The following is a 19,022-nucleotide window of genomic DNA, read 5'->3' as shown; positions in this document are numbered from 1 at the left end:
TTACATTAAGTTCATGCGGGCGCCGGTCGGCTGCAACCGGCGCTGCACGGCAACCGTTTCCACAACCGAACGAATGGATTAGGCAGGCAAGGGAAAGCGAGGGACGTCATGCGGCTGGACGACGAACGGGAAAGCAGCAATTTCGAGGTTCAGGACGGCCGGGGCGGCGGGTTCGGCGGCGGCGTGGGCGGGGGCCTGGGCCTGTTGCTGCCGCTGATCGGCAGCCGTTTCGGCTGCGGCGGCATCGTCGTGGTGCTGATCATCCTTGCCGTGATGGGCGTCAATCCGCTCAGTCTGCTGGGCGGGGGCGGCGGTCCGGTGCAGCAGGACGCGTCCGTGAGTCGCGATGCCTCCAGGCTCAGCGATGTCCAGCACTGGTCGCTGAAGGTGCTCGGATCGACCGAGCGGGTCTGGGGACAGGTCTTCGCCCAGGCGGGCCGCCAATATCAGCCCACGGTGCTGTCCTTCTACGCGCAGAGCGGATCGTCGGGCTGCGGCGCGGCGCAGAGCGCTATGGGACCATTTTATTGCCCCAACGACCAGAAAGTCTATCTCGACACCGATTTCTTCACGGAGCTGCGTCAGCGCTTCGGCGCGCCGGGCGATTTCGCGCAGGCCTATGTGATCGCGCATGAGGTGGGCCATCATGTGCAGGATCTGGAAGGCACGCTGGGGCAGGTGAACCAGCGGCAGCGCGCCGTCAGCGAAGAAGAGGGCAACGCCCTTCAGGTGAAGGTGGAGTTGCAGGCGGACTGCTATGCGGGGGTGTGGGCCAAGCGCACGGGGCTGATGGAGCCGGGCGATCTGGAGGAAGGCATGAAGGCCGCGCAGGCGATCGGCGACGATACGCTGCAAAAGGCGGCCGGGCGGCGGCCGGTGCCCGAAAGCTTTACCCACGGCACCAGCGAGCAGCGGATGGAATGGCTGCGGCGGGGTCTGGACAGCGGCGATCCCGCGCAGTGCGACACGTTCAAGGGTAGTTGAGCCTATCGCGCGACGGGATTGAGGTCTGGAGCCGGCTCTTCGACCGGCCCGGCCGCGGCAGGCGTGGCTCCGTCGGGCAGGCCGGTGCCGGGCGTCAGGAAGGGCCTGCCCGCCTCCGGCATCGGCTGGCCAAAGGAAGCCGCATCCGCCGGTGGCGCGTTAACGGGGGGCTGGACAGGCGCGGCAGCCGGTTCCGCCGTTGAGGAGGCGCTGACGGGCGGGACTGCCGGACTGGTCTGGGGTATATTGGTCTGTGACAGGTTGGTCTGCGGCACGAAGCTCTGCACCGTCATCACGACGATGGGGGCTGCGATCAGGGTTATGGCGGCAAAAGCCTTATAAATCATCGTGGCGCGTCCCGGCAAACATGCGCCCTTATGCTGCGGGGACGGTTAATAATTTAGGAATCCACACCCTAATGCCGGTCCAGTTTCGCCAGCAGGTCCAGCATGTCGTCAGGCACCGAATCCCGCCCTGCGCGAAAGGTGGAACGCAACGCGTTGCCGACGCCCTCATAGGGCTGCGGCATGCCGATCGTCAGCACGCGGCGGATCGCTCCATCCTGCACCTTCGCCGATCGGCTGAGCGGTTTACGTTGCATTTCCATGTCCAAATAACTGTCCAGACGCGTAAAAGTTTCTGGCGTTCATCGCAAACGCACGCGATATCGGCTCCATTATGGGAGAGATCGGGTGACGGACGGGTTGGCGGCTGCGGCGAGGATGCGGGCGCATTCGCCTTTTCTGGCGCGGCAGATGGATCGCTTTCCGGATGTGGCCGGCCTGCTGGAAAAGGGCGATTTCGATGCTGCGCTGATCGCCGCGCAGGGCGTGGCGGCGCCCGATGACGGCATAGCCCGGTCGTTGCGGCGGCGGCGGGGCGCGGTGGCGCTGGTGACGGCGGCGGCCGATCTGGCCGGAGCCTGGGGACTGGACCGGGTGACGCGCACCCTGTCCGACTTTGCCGATCAGGCGCTGGAGGAGGCGCTGGCCGCCGCCATGGCGGAACGCTATCCGGATGCGGAAAATCGTGGTTTCGTGGTCCTTGCGCTCGGCAAACATGGTAGCCGCGAGCTGAATTATTCCTCCGATATCGATCCGATCCTGCTCTACGATCCCCGGACCCTGCCGCATGGCGAGCGGGAGGACCCGGCCGACGCGGCCGTGCGGATCGGGCGGCGGGTCAGTGAACTGCTCAATGCGCGGGACGGCGACGGCTATGTCTTTCGCGTCGACCTGCGCCTGCGTCCTTCGCCCGAAGCGACGCCGATCGCCCTGCCGGTGGAGGCGGCCATCGGCTATTATGAATCGACCGCGCTGGGTTGGGAGCAGGCGGCATTCATCCGGGCGCGTCCGGCGGCGGGCGACATTGCGCTGGGCGAGTATTTCATGCAGGCGATCCGGCCCTTCGTCTGGCGGCGGAGCCTGGATTTCGGCGCGATCGACGCCATCACCGACATCAGCCGCCGGATTCGCGACCATTATTCGCAGGGGCAGGCATTCGGACCGGGCTATGATCTGAAGCGCGGGCGCGGCGGCATCCGCGAGGTCGAATTTTTCGCGCAGGTGCATCAGCTGATCCACGGAGGGCGCGATCCGTCGCTGCGGTCGGGCAACACGCGGGAGGCACTGCGGGCGTTGGAGGCCGCAGGCGTTTTCGGGCCTGAGGTGGTGGCGAATCTCGATCAGGCCTATGTCCTGTTCCGCACCATCGAGCATCGTCTGCAGATGGTCGAGGATCGTCAGACCCATGAGCTGCCCAAGGCGCCGGAATCGCTCGACAATGTCGCGCGGCTCCACGGGCTGGAGGATGGCGCCGCGCTGCTCGACATGTTGCGGCCGCATGTCCGGTGGGTGGGGCGCAATTATGACCAGCTCAGTCCTGCGGCGGTCGACGAGTCGCTCTCACATGATGAGGACGGGCTGAAGGCGCAACTCGCCGACATGGGCTTTGCCGAGCCGGAAGCTCCTGTGGCGCGGATCACGCGCTGGCGCTCGGGCACGATCCGGGCCTTGCGCAGTGGACCCTCGCGGGACGCCCTGGAACAATTGTTGCCCGGCCTTATGCGCACGCTGGCGGCGGCGCCCGATCCGTTGCGGGCGCTCAACCGGCTCGACGATCTGATCGGGCGGCTGCCGAGCGCGATCAACTTCTTCAAACTGCTGGCGGCGCGGCCGGGACTGGTCGAACTGCTCGCCGAACTGCTCAGCCATGCGCCGACGCTGGCCGATGCGCTGGGGCGGCGGGCGGAGCTGCTGGACGGGCTGATCGACACCTCGGCTTTCGATCCCCCCCCGGCCGTGGAGGTGCTCGCGGGCCAATTTTCCCGGCTGGAGGAAGGGGAGGATTATCAGGCTCTGCTTGATCGCGTGCGCCAGCGGGTGAACGACCGCCGCTTCGCATTGGGCGCGCAGATCATTCGGGGCGGCGATCCGCTGGAGGCGGGGCGCGGCTATGCCCGCGTGGCGGAGGCCGCCATCGAGGCGCTGACCGCCGCTACCGTCGCCGAATTCGAACGCGCCCATGGCAGGGTGCCGGGCGGCGAGATGGTGATATTGGCGCTGGGGCGGCTGGGCGGCGGGGTGCTGACCCATGCGTCGGACCTTGACCTCGTCTATCTGTTCACCGGCAGCTTCGAGACCGAATCCGACGGGGCCAAGCCGTTGGGCGCGACGCAATATTTCAACCGGCTGGGTCAACGGATCACCAACGCGCTGTCGGTGCAGACCGCGGCGGGACCGCTTTACGAGGTGGATACCCGACTGCGACCCTCCGGCGCGCAGGGGTTGCTGGCGGTCAGCCTCGACAGCTTTGCACGCTATCAGCGGGAGGAGGCGTGGACCTGGGAACATCTGGCGCTCACCCGTGCCCGGCCGGTCTTCGGATCGAGTGCGGCGCGGGCGGCGCTGGGCGCCATCCTCACCGAAACGCTGGAACGGCCCCGCGATTTCGACGATCTGGCGCGCCATGCGGTGAAGATGCGCGGCGACATCGCCAGGCACAAGCCGCCAGCGGGCGATCTGGACGTGAAGCTGGTGCCGGGCGGTCTGGTCGATCTGGAGTTTCTGATCCACATCACCCAGTTTCGGCATAATATGGCCTTCGATCCCGATCTGCGCGCCGCGCTGGAGCAATTGGCCGCGGCGGGGCATCTGCCGGGCGACCTGATCGCCGCGCATGATCTGATTACGCGTTTCCTCGTCGTCTCCCGCCTCGTCTCGCCCAGATCGACCGAGCCGCCCGAGGCGACCCGGCCGCTGGTGGCGCGGGCCTGCGGGGTGGAAAGCTGGGACGCGCTGCTTGAAAGCTACGCGCAGGCCCGGCAAAGGGTGCGCGAAGCCTGGGATGCGCTGGCCGCGCCCTATCGGGAGGAGTGAGGAAATGCTGGATGTGGGCGATGCCGTCCCCAATGTGGGCCTGAAGGATGCGGACGGCGCGGATTTCACGCTCGCGCGCTATCAGGGCAAGCCGCTGGTCGTTTATTTCTATCCCAAGGCGGATACGCCCGGCTGCACCAACGAGGCGAAGAATTTTACCGCGCTGGCCAGCGAATTTGCCGCTTTGGGCGTGCCGGTGGTCGGCATCTCGAAGGACAAGCCAGCCAGACTCGCGAAATTCGCAGACAAATATGGCCTGACCGTCACGCTTGCCTCCGACGAGCCGGGCGCAATGTGCGAAGCCTTTGGCACCTGGGTCGAAAAGTCGCTCTATGGCCGCAAATATATGGGGATCGAGCGGGCGACCTTCCTCGTCGGCGCGGAGGGCAAGATCCGGCGCGTCTGGCCCAAGGTCAAGGTCAAGGGCCATGCTGCTGAAGTGCTGGAGGCCGTGAAAGCCCTTTGAGTCTGCCGCAATCCCTTGATTCGGTGGGCGCGGCCTGTGCCCATATCCTGCTGACGCGTGATCCGGCGGCCAAGCTGATGACGGCGCGGGCCGTCGCGCGCGGCTGGAGGTTGGGCAAGCTGGCGCATCGCTTCGATGCGGCGATGCCGGATCGCCCTGCGCGGCCGGACAAGCCTGAACTGCTGCCGCCAAACCAGATGCCCAAGCGCGGCAGGATCGGTTCGGACCGGGCGCGGATCGCGATGCTGCATGCGCTGGCCCATATCGAATTTGTCGCGATCGACCTCGCCTTCGACCTGATCGGCCGCTTCGGCGGGGAGTTTCCGCCGGAATTCACTGATGAATGGATGCGGGTCGGCGCGGACGAGGCGATGCATTTTGCGCTGCTCGACCGGCGGCTTCGGCAGTTGGGCAGCCATTATGGCGCGCTGCCCGCCCATGACGGGCTATGGCAGGCTGCAGGCGAGACGGCGCATGACGCGCTGGCTCGGCTCGCGATCGTGCCGATGGTGCTGGAGGCACGCGCGCTGGATATTACGCCGGCCACCGTCGCGCGGTTTGAAGGGGTGGGGGATGAAGTCTCGGCACGGATGTTGCGCCGGATCATGACTGATGAGATTCGGCATGTTTCGGCTGGGACCACATGGTTCGCCCATGCGACGAAACGATTGGGCCTGGACCCGGCAAATCATTACCAAATCCTTGTGAAACGCCACTTTCGCGGAGGTTTGAAACCACCGTTCAACGATTCGGCGCGCCGACAAGCCGGTTTAACGCGGGAATTTTACAGTCCGCTTGCACAATGAGCCGCGACATGGCCTTTTGATGACAGCGGGTGGCAGCCTCGGCTGCAATTTGGTGAACGCGGGGAATGCCGAGAGGCTAAAGCCTCCGGTAGATAAGTCGGGGTCGGCAATGTTGGTTCTTCGTTGTGATAATACGCGCGCTGCGCGATGGTTCCGTTCTGCGCTGAAAATTGCCGGAGCTGTCGGCGTTGCAGGAGCGCTTTGTGCTGCAGTGCCTGCTCAGGCAAAGAGCAATGATGATGATCCCTATGGCGATGCGTCGGAGATCAACACCAGCGCGCTGGGTCCGGCCGATGTGGGCTTTTCCAACCTTTTCTCCAGCCTCCAGCGGTTGGACGGCCAAACCAAGTCCGCCAATTACATCCCTTCGGGCCGTCCGGTCGAGAAGCTGTCCATGACCTCCAATTTCGGCGTTCGTTCCGACCCCTTCAATGGCGGCGCCCGGATGCACAAGGGCATCGATATTCCCGGTCCCATCGGCACCAAGATCTACGCGACCGCCGACGGAATCGTCAGCCGCGCGGGCTGGGCCAGCGGTTATGGCAATCTGGTCCAGATTTCGCATGGCGGCGGCATGGAAACCCGCTACGGGCATATGTCGAAGCTGCTGGTTGCGGCAAACAGCTATGTGCATCGCGGCCAACTCATCGGCCTGATGGGATCGACCGGTCGTTCCACCGGCAGCCACCTTCACTATGAAGTTCGCGTGGACGGTCAGGCGATCAATCCGATCCCCTTCGTCGCCGGGCCGGATTATCTGGTGGCGATGAACACCAAGCCTCCGGTGGCCATGGGCGGCCCGACCAAGGCCCAGGAACGCGCCGCCGACGAATAAGCGCATTTTCCGATCCCTTTCCAAAGCCCCGGTGCCCATGGGTTGCCGGGGCTTTTGCTTGATCCTATCTAGGCGTCATGGCTGATATCGATTTGACCCCCTCTGCTGCTGCCCGTGTGGCCGCGATCGCGACCAAGCAAGGCAAGCCCGCCATCCTGCGCCTTGCCGTGGAAGGCGGAGGCTGTTCGGGCTTCCAATACCGCTTCGGACTGGCCGAGGCCGTGGAGGCTGACGACATTGCGGTTGAACGCGATGGGGTTACTCTGGTGGTCGATGACGTCAGCCTCGACCTGGTACGCGGATCGGCGGTCGATTTCGTATCCGATCTGGGCGGCAAGGCGTTCAAGGTGACCAATCCCAACGCCACCGCCGGTTGCGGTTGCGGGACCAGTTTCTCGATTTAATTGACCGCTTGCCCTTGTCGAAGGGCCAGCCGCTTCTTTAGGGATGCGCGCAAGGAGATTTCGTGCATGCGCATCGCCACCTTCAATATCAACGGGATCAAGGCGCGCCTGCCGCGTCTGCTGGAGTGGCTGGACGAAACGCGCCCGGACATTGCCTGCCTTCAGGAAATCAAGACGTCCGACGATACCTTCCCGCTGAAGGATATTGAAAGCGTTGGCTATGGCGCGATCTGGCACGGGCAGAAAGGATTTAACGGCGTCGCCATTCTTGCGCGGGGGGAGACGCCGGTGGAGGTCCGCCGGGGCCTGGAGGGCGAACCGGAGGACGAGCATAGCCGTTATCTGGAAGCCGATGTGAAGGGGGTGCGCGTCGCCAGCATCTACCTGCCCAACGGCAACCCGCAGCCGGGACCGAAATTCGACTATAAGCTCCGCTGGATGAAGCGCCTGCGGGAACGCGCCGCGCAGATCTGGGCAGAGGAAGTGCCCGCCATTCTTGCCGGGGACTATAATGTCATCCCGCGCGACAGGGACGTCTATTCGGTCAGGGCGATGGCCGATGATGCACTGATGCAGCCGGAAAGCCGCGCCGCCTATCGGCGCCTGCTGGGCGACGGCTGGACCGATGCGATCGCCAGCCGCCATCCTGCGGGCGGCGTGTGGACTTATTGGGACTATCAGATGAACGCCTGGCCGCGCGACGCGGGGTTCCGGATCGATCATCTGCTGCTCAGTCCGGCGGCGGCCGACCGGCTGATCGATGCGCAGGTCGACAGGGATTTCCGGGGGCGCGAGAAAGCGAGCGATCATGCCCCGACCTGGGTGGAGCTGACGGAATAATTTATCCGGGTAATATTGACTCGATAATAGCCGGGTAATATTTCGGTGCCGAAGGAGATTTTCGGCATGACGCGCACTTTGACAGCCTTTTCAGGCGACCTCTGGATCGCGACTGGCGATGAGAAAGAAGTGCGCGCGGCGCTGCTCTCCATGGGGACGGAGGCGCAGAATCTGCTGCTGTTCGACGACCGTAGCGGCAGGCAGGTGGACATCGACCTGCGAGGTCCCGCCGGCGCGCCGCCACGCGGGCGGGGAAGGCCGAAACTGGGCGTGCAGGCGCGGGAGGTGACGCTGTTGCCCCGGCACTGGGACTGGCTGGCGACCCAGCCGGGCGGCGCTTCGGTGACGCTGAGGCGGCTGGTCGAGGAGGCGCGCAAGGCGGCGGCGGACAGGCCCTCGCCCCGCGCAGCCATGGATGCGGCCTATCATTTCCTGACCGTCATGGCAGGTGACCGGCCAGGCTATGAGGATGCGATCCGCGCTCTCTATGCGAAGGACAGGGCGGGCTTCGAACAAGCCTCGCAGGATTGGCCGCGGGCCATCCGCGACCACGGCGCCGCTCTGGCGGAGCCCGCTTTCGGCGAGGATGGCGGTCTTTCCCGTCATCCCGGCTTTCGCGAGGAGGAAGGCGTCTGACCTGCAATGCGCTGCGCCAAATCAGGCGCAGGTCGCGTGTTCCAGCTTTTTGCGTTCGCATCCTTTTAAGCGGAATGTCGTTCCCACTTTTCCGCACCATCCCCTCATAGCCGCTTCCCATCCTAAGGATCGCTGCCTGAGCCCTGTGCCTGTTGCGCGATCCTGATGCCCGGCATCGCGGCGGAATCGATGATCGGCTGCGCTGTCCACGCATTTTCCGTCCGGCTATAGGCGACATGATGTCCCCGCCGGAAACCGGCGCCGTCCCACACCACCACCTGCAATTCGATCGAATCATGCCGGTGCACGTGCAGCCAGTTAAAGCTCTGCGGCTCCGCATTACGCAGTCGGGTAGAGGTAGCGGTGCCCGCCTGGATCACCAGCGCGCCACCTGCATGGGCCACCATCTTTTGCGCGGTTTCTGCATAGGTCCGGTGGAAATGCCCGGCAAGCGCGATATGGATGCCCGCTGCCCGGGCCGCGCGGATCGCGTCCTCATGACGGCCGACTGCTTCGCTCAGTTCGCCGCCACGACCGATGGGCATGGCGAAAAGCGGATGGTGGGTGACCAGGATCCGTGTCTTGTCCGGGGCGACCGACGCGAAACGGTCGCGCAGAATCCGCATCTGGTCGTGGTTGATCCGCCCATCCTTGATCGTCAGCGACCGGGCCGTGTTGAGACCCAGAATGGCGACTGCGTCATCCTCGTAAAAGGGGCAGAGGTCATTGCTGATATAGCGCTTGTAGCGCCGCAGCGGCGCGCTGAAGCGACGCAACAGGTCGTAGAGCGGCACGTCATGATTGCCCGGAATGACCAGCAGCTTCATCCCGGCCGCCCGCAGCCGGTTCAGCCAGGCGGCGGCCGCCCGGAACTGGTCGCGCTTGGCGCGCTGCGTGAAATCGCCGCTCACGATGACGAGTTCGGGCTGATGCTGCTGCAGCCACGCTTCTGTCGCGGCGACGATCTTGGGATCGTGCGCGCCGAAATGAATGTCCGACAGGTGGGCGATGCGGGCCATTGCCCTTGAACGTGCGCGGGAATGGATTGGTTTCGGACCCGATGGCCGGCCTGGGTGTTGTTGAGGCATGGAAACGAAATATACGCACGCCCCCTCTCTTCCTCGCGAGGCGGTTCTGATCGTCAACGTGCACTCCCGCCGGGGAGAGGCGCTGTTCAAGGACGCCAAGGCCTTGCTCGAACAGGCAGGGGTGCGGCTGATCGCCGCGCACGCGGTGAAAGACCCGGATCGCTTGCAGGAAAGCGTGCGTCGGGCAGTATGTGACGGTGCGCCGATGGTGATCGTCGGGGGAGGGGATGGGTCGCTGTCCGGGACGGTGGACGAACTGGTGGGCAAGGAGTGCGTGTTCGGTGTGCTGCCCCTGGGGACGGCGAACAGCTTTGCGAGGACGCTGGGGATTCCCCTCGATCTGGAAGGGGCGGTGAAGGCCATCGCGTCAGGGCGGCGCCGGAGGATCGATCTTGGCATGATCGACCATGATTATTTCGTCAACGCAGCCTCGCTTGGCCTCTCGCCGATGATCGGCAAGACGGTGCCGCACAGGCTGAAGCGCTATTTGGGTCGCATCGGCTATCTGCTCTGGGCGGTCAAATGTTCGATCGGCTTTCGGGCGTTCCGGCTGATATTGGACGACGGCAAAACCGAAAGACGGATGTGGGCGACGGAGGTGCGCATCCTCAACGGCCCCTATCATGGCGGAGTGGAGCTGTCCGACCATGCCGACGTCGATACCGGCGAAATCGTGGTTCAGGCGGTCGTCGGACGCAGTCATGCGCGGTTGGCATGGGACTGGTATGCCAAATTCTTCCGCCTGCGCGACCGGGATGCGCATACGCAGGAATTCCGGGGCAAATCCTTCCGCGTGGAAACGGTGCCGCCGCAGCGCATCTCCATCGACGGAGAAGTGCTGGCCCGGACCCCGGTGGTCGCGACGATTGCGGCCGGAGCCGTCGACGTGGCCGTGCCAGCGGAGACTTCTTAAAGCGCCTTTTCGTAAACCTGATAAACCTTGTTCACCCTGCTCTCGATGGCGTCGGCGATGGCGTTCATGCCCTGATTGTCGTCCAGCACCCAACCGATCTCGCCGCGGGTCGAGCCATAGTTTGTGACGGCGTTGCGGCGGATATATTCGATCATCATGAAGGCAAGCTGGCTCGCCATGCGCGACGACTGGAGCTTCTGCACCACGCCCATCAACGGCACGCGCATCGTGCGCACCCTGGGCCTGCGCAGCCACCAGAGCAGCTTTGCCCAACCGAACGGAAACAGCGAGCCGTTCAGCGGCGCGATCGCTTCGTTGAGATCGGGCAGCGTCATCATGAAAGCAACCGGCTCGCCTTCCAGCTCCGCGATCATGATGAGGTCGTTGAAAACGATGGGCTTCAGCTGCTTGCCGAAGTGCGCCACTTCCTCGTCGGTGATGGGCACGAATCCCCAATTATTCCCCCAGGCGTCGTTCAGAATGCCCAGGATGATCGCGGCTTCCTCATCGAATTTCGACTTGTCGACCTTGCGGATGTGAATGCGCGCATTTTTTTCGCCCGATTGGACGATGCGCTGGATCAGCGGCGGGAAGGGTTGGGTAATGTCCAGCTCATAGGTTTTGAGCTGTTTGACCGGCCGATAGCCCGCGCCCTCGATCATCGGCTGATACTCGGGCCTGGCATGGCCCATCATCACGGTCGGCGCATGATCGAAACCCTCGATCAGCAGGCCCGGTTCCTCCCAGATGGAAAGCGAGATCGGCCCCAACACCCGCGTCATGCCCCTGGCCCGAAGCCACCCCTCTGCCGCCGCGATGAGGGCCGCGCCGGTTTCGGCATCCTCCGCCTCGAACAGGCCGAAATTGCCGCAACCCGGCCCCATGCCCTGTTCGGCCGGTTGGGCCAGCGCCAGACGATCGAGATGCGCGGAGACGCGGCCGACGACCTTTCCGCCCCGGCGCGCAAGGAAATATTGCGCTTCGGCATGACCGAAAAAGGGGTTCTTGCCCGGCGTGATGAGGCTGTAGACCTCATTCTTCAGCGGCGGCACCCAATGGGGATCATTGGCGTAAAGCCTCCAGGGAAGATCAACAAAAGCCTTGCGGTCGGCCTTGGAAGTGACGGGGGTAATCACCAGTTCTTTATGTGCCACGATGGAGCTTTCGCAAGAGCGGGAGGATTTGCGGAACAGCAGTTCGACGCTTGTTTCCAGAATGTCAATCGGGACATGAGCGGATGGTCCGGGATGACGAAATCGTCATGTTGCTGCCCCAATTGCAGCGCATTTACCCTTTAGGAACCACGGCATGACTGTGCACGATCCCCTGATTGCCGCTTCGCGGACCAAGAGCGCGATCCCCGACGATGCCGCGATGCTGCGCGCCGCCGCGGACCTGACGCGCGAGCTATCGACGGCCAAGCCCTCCATCTACTGGCCCGACATGCTGGCTTCGGCTCTTGTCGGCTATGCCGCGCTGGCCGGCGCGATCCTGAGCGACGGCGCGGCGATGGCGGCGTTCGGGCTGGTGGCGATGCTGGCACTCTATCGGGCGGCGAGCTTCATCCATGAACTGACCCATATTCGTAAAGGCGCGCTGCCGGGCTTTCGGCTGGGCTGGAACCTGATCGTCGGCATTCCGCTGATGATCCCCAGCTTTCTCTATGAAGACGTGCATACCCAGCATCATGCGCGCACCCGTTACGGCACCGCCAACGACCCGGAATATCTTCCGCTGGCGCTGATGAAGCCCTGGTCGCTGCCGCTGTTCATCCTCGTGGCGTCCCTGGCGCCCGTCGGCCTGATCCTGCGCTTTGCCGTGCTGACGCCACTCAGCCTCGTCGTCCCGCCGCTCCGCCGCAAGGTGGTAGCGGAGTTTTCCGCGCTCTCGATCAACCCGGCCTATCGCCGCCGTGCGCCGGAGGGTGCCTTTGCGCGCCGATGGTTCTGGCAGGAGGCGGGCGCATCATTCTTTGCGCTGGCGCTGGTGGCCAGTGTGTTCGCATTCGGCTGGAAGCCGCTGCTCACCTACATGGCCGTCCATTCGACGATGACCGTCATCAACCAGCTGCGCACGCTGGTCGCGCATCTGTGGGAAAATGAGGGCGACGCGATGACCGTGACGGCGCAATATCTGGATTCGGTCAACGTCCCGCCGCCTTCGCCGCTGGCCGCGATCTGGGCGCCGGTGGGGCTGCGATACCATGCGCTGCATCATTTGCTGCCGAGCGTGCCCTACCATGCATTGGGCGCTGCGCATAAGCGGCTTATCGCTACGCTGGCGTCTGACTCGCCCTATCATCGGGGAAACTACCCCGGCATGTGGCCGCTGGTGGGGAAGATCGCCCGCAGCACGATGGGGAAGCGCTAAAAAAAGGCCGGGGCGACCCGGCCTTCTTGCTTATTCCTCCGTCCGGAACAGCACCGTCTCACCGACCAGCAGGAACAGAAGGAACGGCGCCCAGGCCGCAAGAAAAGGGGGATAAGCCCCCAGATTGCCCATGGCGAGCGAGAAATTGTCCGCCACGAAATAGGCGAAGCCAAGCGCCATCCCCAGCACGGCACGCAGGAAAAGCTGCCCGGACCGCGCCAGGCCGAAGGCCGCCACCGACCCCAATATCGGCATCAACAGGGCCGACAGCGGCCCGGAGAGCTTGTGCCAGAGGCTGCCCTCCAGTTCCGCGGTGGGCCGTCCGGCATCGTGCAGGTCGCTGATCGCGGCCTGCAACTGGCCGAAGGTCAGCGCGTCCGGATCGACCTTGGCGAGCGTGAACTGGTCGGGGCGGATATCGCGGCCGAACCGCACCGTACCGATCTGCCGCTCCGTCCCGCGGGCGACATCGAACTGCCGCGCATTTTCCAGCACCCAGCCCTTGGCGACGGGATCATAATGCCCCTTGGGGGCCTGAACGATGGTGGTCAGCCGGTTGTTGATGCGATTGAAGATCTCGACCTTGCGCAGCTGGACAGCCGTGCCGCGCCCGGCGACGATCGCTGCGCTCACCAGATTGTTGCCGTCGCGCACCCAGGGATTGGCCTTGATCCCACTGTCCGGGGGCAGGGGGCCATATTCCACCGCCTGCCAGGCCGAAAGCCGGGCGGTGGAACGCGCCACGATCCGTTCGTTGAAGGCATAGCTGATGACCGCCACGCCCATCGCCGCGGCCAGCAGCGGGGCGAGGATCTGGTGCGCGGACAGCCCCGCCGCCTTCATCGAGATGATCTCGCTGTTCTGGTTCAGCGTGGCGAGCATGATCAGCGTGCCCAACAGCACGGAAAAGGGCAGGAACCGTGCCACGATCTGCGGCGTGCGCAGCGCGACATAATGCCACAGTTGCGCGTCTCCGTTGCCGGCATAGGCCAGGATGTCCCCGGATTCGCCCAGCAGGTCCAGCGTCTGGAGCACCGCCACCAGCATCGCCAGCACCGCGAAGGTCCGGGTCAGGAACAGCCGGGCCATGTACCAGCTGATCTGGCGCGATGGGAAGAAATTGAACTGATGCATGGGTCAGGCGGCTCCTTCCGCCGGAGCTTCAGATAGGGAGGGGCGCCGCCGGATCAGCCGCAACAGGCGCGGTATCTGCTTGGCGACCTTGGCAAAGGCATATTCGAGCGCCGCGATCGGCTGCCCGCCGGGCCGGTGCGCGATAACATGATACATCCACAGGATCAGCCCCGCGAACAGCAGGAACGGACCCCAGAGCGCGATGATCGGATCGACCTTGCCCAGCGACCCCACGCCCTGCCCATATTCGTTGATCTTGTGATAGGTCACGATGAATATGATCGACAGGAACACGCCCAGCGCAGATGTGGACCGCTTGGGCGGAATGGCGAAGGCCAGCGCCGCCAGCGGCAACAGCATCATCATCGCCACTTCCACCATGCGGAAATGGAAATTGGCGCGAATCTCGTTGCGCAGCTTGTCGGGCGTGGCAGGATCATGGCCGATCACGACCAGTTCGGGGATGGTCTTTTCCCGGTCCACGTCGCGGCCCCGGAATTTTTCGATCTGGGGCAGGTCGATCGGCAGATCGTGGCTGGAAAAGGACAGGATTCGCGGCGACTTATATTTGGGCGCGTCATTCACCAGCACGCCGTCGCGCAGGCGGAAGATGATGGTGTCGGGGTCGTCGGTGGCGAGAAATTCGCCCTGCGCCGCGGTGACCGCGACCGTTTGGCCATCCTTGCCGATGGCGCGAACGAAAATCCCCTGCAGATTGCGGCCTTCGTCCCGGCTGCGCTCGATCCGCAGGGTCATCCGCTTGCCGAGGTTGGTGAACTCCCCCACCTTGATCGAGGCGCCCAGCGCGCCCGACCGCAGCTCGAACCGCAGCGCCTCATAAGCGTGGCGCGACAACGGCTGGACGAAGCCGACAATACCGAAATTGAGCAGGGCGAGTGCGATCGCATACAGATAGGGCACGCGCAGCAGCCGGCCGTAGGATAGGCCGACCGCCCGCATCACGTCCAGTTCGGACGACAGGGCAAGCTTCCGGAAGGCCAGCAGGATTCCCAGCATCAGGCCGATGGGAATGCCCAGCGACAGATATTCGGGCATCATATTGGCCAGCATGCGCCATACGACGCTGACCGGGCCGCCCTCCGCCGCGACGAAGTCGAACAGGCTGAGCATCTTGTCGAGCACCAGCAGCATGGCCGAGATCACCAGCGTGCCCAGCATCGGCAGAGCGATCAGGCGGGCGAGATATCTGTCGGTGGCAGTCAGCATTTCTCTATGTGGTCGTCCCATCACCATGATTTGGCCGCAAACCCTGCCCATAGCTGAGTCAGGTAAGTTGCGGGGCGAACAGGGGCTCGCCGTCCGGTGTCACCCGGCGGCTATAGCTTCACGGAGTTGGATGGTCATGTTCAAAGTTACGATGGGCCTTTTGCCGGTGGGGGCATTGTTCGCCGCCGCCCCGGTGATCGCCCATGGCATGGAAATCGGCAACGATCTGGAACGCTGCTCCGTTTCGGCCAAGGGGCCGGCGGTGCTGGTCGATGTGCGCGGCTTTGCCGCTGCGACCGGCAAGGTGCGGGTGCAATCCTATCCCGCGACCAAGGCGGCCTGGCTCGCCAAGGGCGAATGGCTGAACCGCATCGACGTGCCGGTGAAGGAAAGCAACGGCGCGATGCGCTTCTGCATGCCCGTGCCAGCTCCCGGCAAATATGGCATTGCCGTGCGCCACGACCGCGACGGCAACGGCAAGACCGATTTCTCGCGGGACGGCGGCGGATTTTCCAACAATCCGTCGATCAGCATCTTCAATCTGGGTAAGCCGGGGGTCGACAAGGCCGCCTTCTATGCTGGTCCGGGCGTGACGAAAATCACCATCAACCTCAAATATATGTGATCTGATCCATGGTTCGCGTTGCGCTTCTGTCCAATCCCAAATCGACGGGCAACCGGCAGACGCTTCCGCGCGTGCGCAGCTATTGCGCCAGCAATCCGGACATTTTCCACTATGAGGTAGAGCATGTCGACCAGATAGGCCGTGCGCTTCAGACCATCGCCCGCGTCGATCCGGTCGTCATCGTCATCAACGGCGGCGACGGCACGGTGCAGGCGGCGCTGACCGAACTGTACCAGGGCGAGCATTTCAAGGGGCGCGTGCCCCCCATCGCGGTGCTGCCCAATGGCAAGACCAACCTGATCGCCCTTGACCTTGGCATCCATGGCGACCCGATCAAGGCCCTGGAGCGGATCGTTCAGATCGCCAAGGTCGGGGTCGACGACCATGTCGTGGCGCGGGAGCTGATTGCCCTTTCGGACGGCAGCGCTGAGGCGCGCCCCGTGCTGGGCATGTTTCTGGGCGGGGCGGGTCTTGCCGATTACATGCTCTATTGCCGCAACCAGATCTATCCGCTGGGGCTTTCCAACGGGATCAGCCATTTCCTGACGGTGATCGCGGTGCTGATCTCGCTCATCTTCGGCATCCGTGCCCGATTTCTGCCGCAATCCAGTCATCCGGTCCGCATCTCGCTGATCCGCGAGGGCCAGATCGCAGGCAAGTTCGCGGTGCTGATCGTTACGACGCTGGAGAGGCTGCTGCTGGGGGTCCAGCCGGGCGACAGCCGCCGTGGCAACATGAAGCTGATGGCGGTGGACCAGAATCTGCCTGCGCTGCTGCGGCTCGTTTGGGCGAGCGTCACCAAGCGCGTCGGCAAATCGCAGATGCAGGGGATTCATCTGGAACAGGGGGATGTGATCCGCATTGAGGGCGATCACAGCAGCGTGATACTGGACGGCGAGCTTTTCGAAGCCTCCGAGGGAAAGCCCATCGTCCTGCGCTCGACCGAGCCGGTGCCCTTCCTGCGGCTTGCGGCCTGACGACCGGCGGGATTTCGCACCCATTTCTTTCGGGCTTTCTGGCTGGCGGTTTGCCGCTCAAATCCTGCCGCCGCTGCATGTTGCATCCTGTCCTCCTTTCCGCTAAAGGCCTCGCCAGCAATCGGGCAGTCCGCTGCCTGATGCCCTGACAAATCCATGGCGCCCACGCGGGGCACCGGATGGACGCTGGCCGGCGAGGTTTCGCCCGCCGGCGATTTTGTCGTTTGGCGGGGTGAGCGCAATTTTCCGGGCCTTTCGGCCCAAATGAGGTGATGATGTTCGATTCGCTAAGCGATCGTCTGAGCGGGGTATTCGACAAGCTGCGTGGGCGCGGTGCGCTGACGGAGGACGATGTCCGCGCCGCGATGCGCGAGGTGCGAATCGCACTGCTGGAGGCTGACGTCGCGCTTCCGGTCGTTCGCCAGTTCGTCGATCAGGCGACCGAGCGCGCGGTGGGCAGCGATGTGCTGCGCTCGGTCACGCCCGGCCAGATGGTCGTCAAGATCGTTTCGGATACGCTCACCGAAACGCTGGGGGCCGAGACCTCCGAGTTGCTGATCGACGTCACGCCGCCCGCCGTCATCATGATGGTCGGCCTGCAAGGTTCGGGTAAAACCACCTCCACGGCCAAGATCGCCAGGCGCCTCAAGGAGAAAGAGCGCAAGAAGGTGCTGATGGCGTCGCTCGACGTCCAGCGCCCCGCCGCGCAGGAGCAGCTGGCGGTTCTGGGCACCCAGACCGATGTGGCGACCCTGCCGATCGTGCCGGGCCAGCAGCCGGTTGAGATCGCGAAGCGCGCGTTGCAGGCGGCGAAGCTGCAGGGCTTCGATGTCGTCATGCTCGATACCGCGGGCCGTCTGCACGTCGATCAGGCGCTGATGGACGAAATGAAGGCGGTGGCCGATGTCTCCAACCCGGCCGAAATCCTGCTGGTGGTTGACTCGCTGACCGGCCAGGACGCGGTGAATGTCGCGACCAGCTTTACCCAACAGGTGCCGCTGACCGGCGTGGTGCTGACCCGTATGGACGGCGATGCGCGTGGCGGCGCGGCGCTGTCGATGCGCGCCGTCACCGGCCTGCCGATCAAATATCTGGGCGCCGGCGAAAAGGTCGATGCGCTTGACGTGTTCGACGCGCGCCGCGTCGCCGGCCGCATCCTGGGTCAGGGGGACATCGTCGCCCTGGTCGAGAAGGCGGCCGAGACGATCGACGCCGAGGAAGCCGACAAGCTCGCCAAGAAAATGGCCAAGGGTCAGTTCGATATGAACGACCTGCGCGCCCAGCTCAATCAGATGCGCCGCATGGGCGGCCTTGGCGCGCTGGCGGGGATGCTTCCGGGCCTCAAGAAGGCGCAGGCGGCGATGGCGAACAGCGGTGCCAATGACAAGACTCTGATCCATCTCGACGCGATGATCGGCTCCATGACGCCCAAGGAGCGGGAGAAGCCCGCCCTCATCAACGCCAAGCGCAAGATCCGTATCGCCAAGGGTTCCGGCCGCACGGTGCAGGAAGTCAACAAGCTCCTGAAAATGCATCAGGAGATGGAAACGGCGATGAAGAAAATCCGCAAGATGGGCGGCCTCAAGGGACTGGCCAAGATGTTCACCGGCGGCGGCATGGACAAGCTGATGGGCGGCGCCGGTGGTGCGCCCGACCTTGGCGGGCTGGGCGGATTGGGTGGCCTTGGCGGCGGCAATATGCCGAATTTGCCGCCCGGCTTTCAGAATTTCATGAAGAAATAATTCGATTTCAACAGATTAGATTAGAGTAGAAAGGTCAAAACAACATGGCAACGTCCATTCGTCTTTCGCGCGGTGGTTCCAAGAAGCGTCCTTATTACCGCATCGTCGTGGCCGACAGCCGCGCTCCGCGTGACGGCAAGTTCATCGAGCGCATCGGCAGCTACAACCCCGTTCTGCCCAAGGGAGACGAAAAGCGCGTCGTGATCGACGTCGAACGCGCGAAGCACTGGGTTGCCGCCGGCGCGCAGCCGACCGACCGCGTCGCCCGTTTCCTCGACGCCGCCGGCGTGAAGGAACGCGCTGCCCGCAACAACCCGAAGAAGGCTGAACCGGGTCAGAAGGCCAAGGATCGCGCCGAAGACCGCGCCGCCAAGGCTGCGGAAGCCGCTGAAGCTGCCGAAGCCGCCAAGGCTGCCGCTGCTGAAGCCGCCGCTGCTCCGGCTGCTGAAGAAGCTGCGCCGGCTGAAGAATCGGCGGAAGGCTGACTGCCTTGACCGACAAGCCCGTCACTCTGGCCGTGATCATCGGCGCGCATGGAGTGACGGGCGAAGTCCGCCTGAAGCTGTTCGGCGAAGGGCCGGACACTCTGAAGGGCTAT

20 protein-coding genes and 1 pseudogene are annotated in these 19,022 nt (G+C 64.2%); 15 read left to right on the top strand and 6 right to left on the bottom strand.

The window, feature by feature from the left end; translation table 11 throughout:
• Nucleotides 1-108 precede the first annotated feature (108 nt).
• A complete protein-coding gene (locus tag ACFC3J_RS12350) occupies nucleotides 109-984 on the top strand; it encodes a neutral zinc metallopeptidase (RefSeq protein ID WP_375196469.1) in 876 nt (291 codons plus the stop codon).
• Nucleotides 985-986: 2 nt separating this feature from the next.
• On the opposite strand, the gene ACFC3J_RS12345 is transcribed toward ACFC3J_RS12350, so the two are convergent.
• Together ACFC3J_RS12345 and ACFC3J_RS12340 are read right to left on the bottom strand one after the other, a co-directional pair.
• On the bottom strand, nucleotides 987-1,331 hold the full coding sequence (locus tag ACFC3J_RS12345; protein WP_375196468.1) for a hypothetical protein: 345 nt from the start codon (nucleotides 1,329-1,331) through the stop codon (nucleotides 987-989).
• Nucleotides 1,332-1,399: 68 nt separating this feature from the next.
• Nucleotides 1,400-1,591, bottom strand: coding sequence for a hypothetical protein (locus ACFC3J_RS12340; protein ID WP_192665710.1), 192 nt, complete (start codon nucleotides 1,589-1,591; stop codon nucleotides 1,400-1,402).
• Between the two features lie 115 nt (nucleotides 1,592-1,706).
• Here ACFC3J_RS12340 and ACFC3J_RS12335 point away from each other — a divergent pair, with 115 nt between their 5' ends.
• The 7 genes from ACFC3J_RS12335 to ACFC3J_RS12305 all read left to right on the top strand — a co-directional run bounded on the left by ACFC3J_RS12335 (nucleotide 1,707) and on the right by ACFC3J_RS12305 (nucleotide 8,348).
• On the top strand, nucleotides 1,707-4,361 hold the full coding sequence (locus ACFC3J_RS12335; protein ID WP_375196482.1) for a bifunctional [glutamine synthetase] adenylyltransferase/[glutamine synthetase]-adenylyl-L-tyrosine phosphorylase: 2,655 nt from the start codon (nucleotides 1,707-1,709) through the stop codon (nucleotides 4,359-4,361).
• Between the two features lie 4 nt (nucleotides 4,362-4,365).
• Nucleotides 4,366-4,827, top strand: coding sequence for a thioredoxin-dependent thiol peroxidase (gene bcp / locus ACFC3J_RS12330; protein WP_375196467.1), 462 nt, complete (start codon nucleotides 4,366-4,368; stop codon nucleotides 4,825-4,827).
• On the top strand, nucleotides 4,824-5,633 hold the full coding sequence (locus tag ACFC3J_RS12325; protein WP_375196466.1) for a ferritin-like domain-containing protein: 810 nt from the start codon (nucleotides 4,824-4,826) through the stop codon (nucleotides 5,631-5,633). Before bcp ends, ACFC3J_RS12325 begins: the two co-directional genes overlap by 4 nt.
• Before the next feature lie 109 nt (nucleotides 5,634-5,742).
• Nucleotides 5,743-6,468, top strand: a complete 726-nt coding sequence (locus ACFC3J_RS12320) for a M23 family metallopeptidase (protein ID WP_375196465.1) — start codon at nucleotides 5,743-5,745, stop codon at nucleotides 6,466-6,468.
• 77 nt (nucleotides 6,469-6,545) lie between these two features.
• Entirely contained in the window at nucleotides 6,546-6,872 is a 327-nt protein-coding gene (erpA, locus tag ACFC3J_RS12315; protein WP_375196464.1) for an iron-sulfur cluster insertion protein ErpA, read from the top strand.
• A 66-nt stretch (nucleotides 6,873-6,938) separates the two neighbouring features.
• Complete coding sequence (gene xth, locus ACFC3J_RS12310; RefSeq protein ID WP_375196463.1) at nucleotides 6,939-7,712, top strand: exodeoxyribonuclease III; 774 nt, start codon at nucleotides 6,939-6,941, stop codon at nucleotides 7,710-7,712.
• A 66-nt stretch (nucleotides 7,713-7,778) separates the two neighbouring features.
• Nucleotides 7,779-8,348: a DUF2239 family protein gene (locus ACFC3J_RS12305; RefSeq protein ID WP_375196462.1), complete on the top strand. Its 570-nt coding sequence runs from the start codon at nucleotides 7,779-7,781 to the stop codon at nucleotides 8,346-8,348.
• 122 nt (nucleotides 8,349-8,470) lie between these two features.
• Here the strand turns inward: ACFC3J_RS12305 and ACFC3J_RS12300 are convergent, their stop codons facing one another.
• Complete coding sequence (locus ACFC3J_RS12300) at nucleotides 8,471-9,367, bottom strand: metallophosphoesterase family protein (protein WP_375196461.1); 897 nt, start codon at nucleotides 9,365-9,367, stop codon at nucleotides 8,471-8,473.
• 67 nt (nucleotides 9,368-9,434) lie between these two features.
• Here ACFC3J_RS12300 and ACFC3J_RS12295 point away from each other — a divergent pair, with 67 nt between their 5' ends.
• Complete coding sequence (locus ACFC3J_RS12295; protein ID WP_375196460.1) at nucleotides 9,435-10,349, top strand: diacylglycerol/lipid kinase family protein; 915 nt, start codon at nucleotides 9,435-9,437, stop codon at nucleotides 10,347-10,349.
• On the opposite strand, the gene ACFC3J_RS12290 is transcribed toward ACFC3J_RS12295, so the two are convergent.
• Nucleotides 10,346-11,503 (bottom strand): N-acetyltransferase, encoded by a 1,158-nt coding sequence (locus ACFC3J_RS12290; RefSeq protein WP_375196459.1) that lies wholly within the window; start codon nucleotides 11,501-11,503, stop codon nucleotides 10,346-10,348. The genes ACFC3J_RS12295 and ACFC3J_RS12290 overlap by 4 nt on opposite strands.
• 154 nt (nucleotides 11,504-11,657) lie before the next feature.
• Here ACFC3J_RS12290 and ACFC3J_RS12285 point away from each other — a divergent pair, with 154 nt between their 5' ends.
• Complete coding sequence (locus tag ACFC3J_RS12285) at nucleotides 11,658-12,719, top strand: fatty acid desaturase family protein (RefSeq protein WP_375196458.1); 1,062 nt, start codon at nucleotides 11,658-11,660, stop codon at nucleotides 12,717-12,719.
• 30 nt (nucleotides 12,720-12,749) lie between these two features.
• On the opposite strand, the gene lptG is transcribed toward ACFC3J_RS12285, so the two are convergent.
• Both lptG and lptF read right to left on the bottom strand, forming a co-directional pair.
• A complete protein-coding gene (gene lptG, locus ACFC3J_RS12280; RefSeq protein ID WP_375196457.1) occupies nucleotides 12,750-13,853 on the bottom strand; it encodes an LPS export ABC transporter permease LptG in 1,104 nt (367 codons plus the stop codon).
• Nucleotides 13,854-13,856: 3 nt separating this feature from the next.
• Complete coding sequence (gene lptF, locus ACFC3J_RS12275; RefSeq protein WP_375196456.1) at nucleotides 13,857-15,080, bottom strand: LPS export ABC transporter permease LptF; 1,224 nt, start codon at nucleotides 15,078-15,080, stop codon at nucleotides 13,857-13,859.
• Nucleotides 15,081-15,210: 130 nt separating this feature from the next.
• Between lptF and ACFC3J_RS12270 the strand changes: the two genes are divergently transcribed.
• From ACFC3J_RS12270 to ACFC3J_RS12250, 5 genes and pseudogenes are all read left to right on the top strand, one after another.
• A complete protein-coding gene (locus ACFC3J_RS12270) occupies nucleotides 15,211-15,705 on the top strand; it encodes a DUF2141 domain-containing protein (protein ID WP_375196455.1) in 495 nt (164 codons plus the stop codon).
• 8 nt (nucleotides 15,706-15,713) lie between these two features.
• On the top strand, nucleotides 15,714-16,682 hold the full coding sequence (locus ACFC3J_RS12265) for a diacylglycerol/lipid kinase family protein (protein ID WP_375196454.1): 969 nt from the start codon (nucleotides 15,714-15,716) through the stop codon (nucleotides 16,680-16,682).
• A 272-nt stretch (nucleotides 16,683-16,954) separates the two neighbouring features.
• A complete protein-coding gene (gene ffh, locus ACFC3J_RS12260) occupies nucleotides 16,955-18,424 on the top strand; it encodes a signal recognition particle protein (protein WP_375196453.1) in 1,470 nt (489 codons plus the stop codon).
• 44 nt (nucleotides 18,425-18,468) lie between these two features.
• Nucleotides 18,469-18,909, top strand: coding sequence for a 30S ribosomal protein S16 (gene rpsP / locus ACFC3J_RS12255; RefSeq protein WP_375196452.1), 441 nt, complete (start codon nucleotides 18,469-18,471; stop codon nucleotides 18,907-18,909).
• Nucleotides 18,910-18,914: 5 nt separating this feature from the next.
• Nucleotides 18,915-19,022 (top strand): annotated as a pseudogene (locus ACFC3J_RS12250) (16S rRNA processing protein RimM); the annotation flags it as partial.

It is taken from the genome of Sphingobium sp., from assembly GCF_041987595.1.
GTDB lineage: Bacteria > Pseudomonadota > Alphaproteobacteria > Sphingomonadales > Sphingomonadaceae > Sphingobium.
The sequence above is the reverse complement of the archived record's forward strand: the minus strand, read 5'-3'. Positions and strand labels throughout refer to the sequence as shown.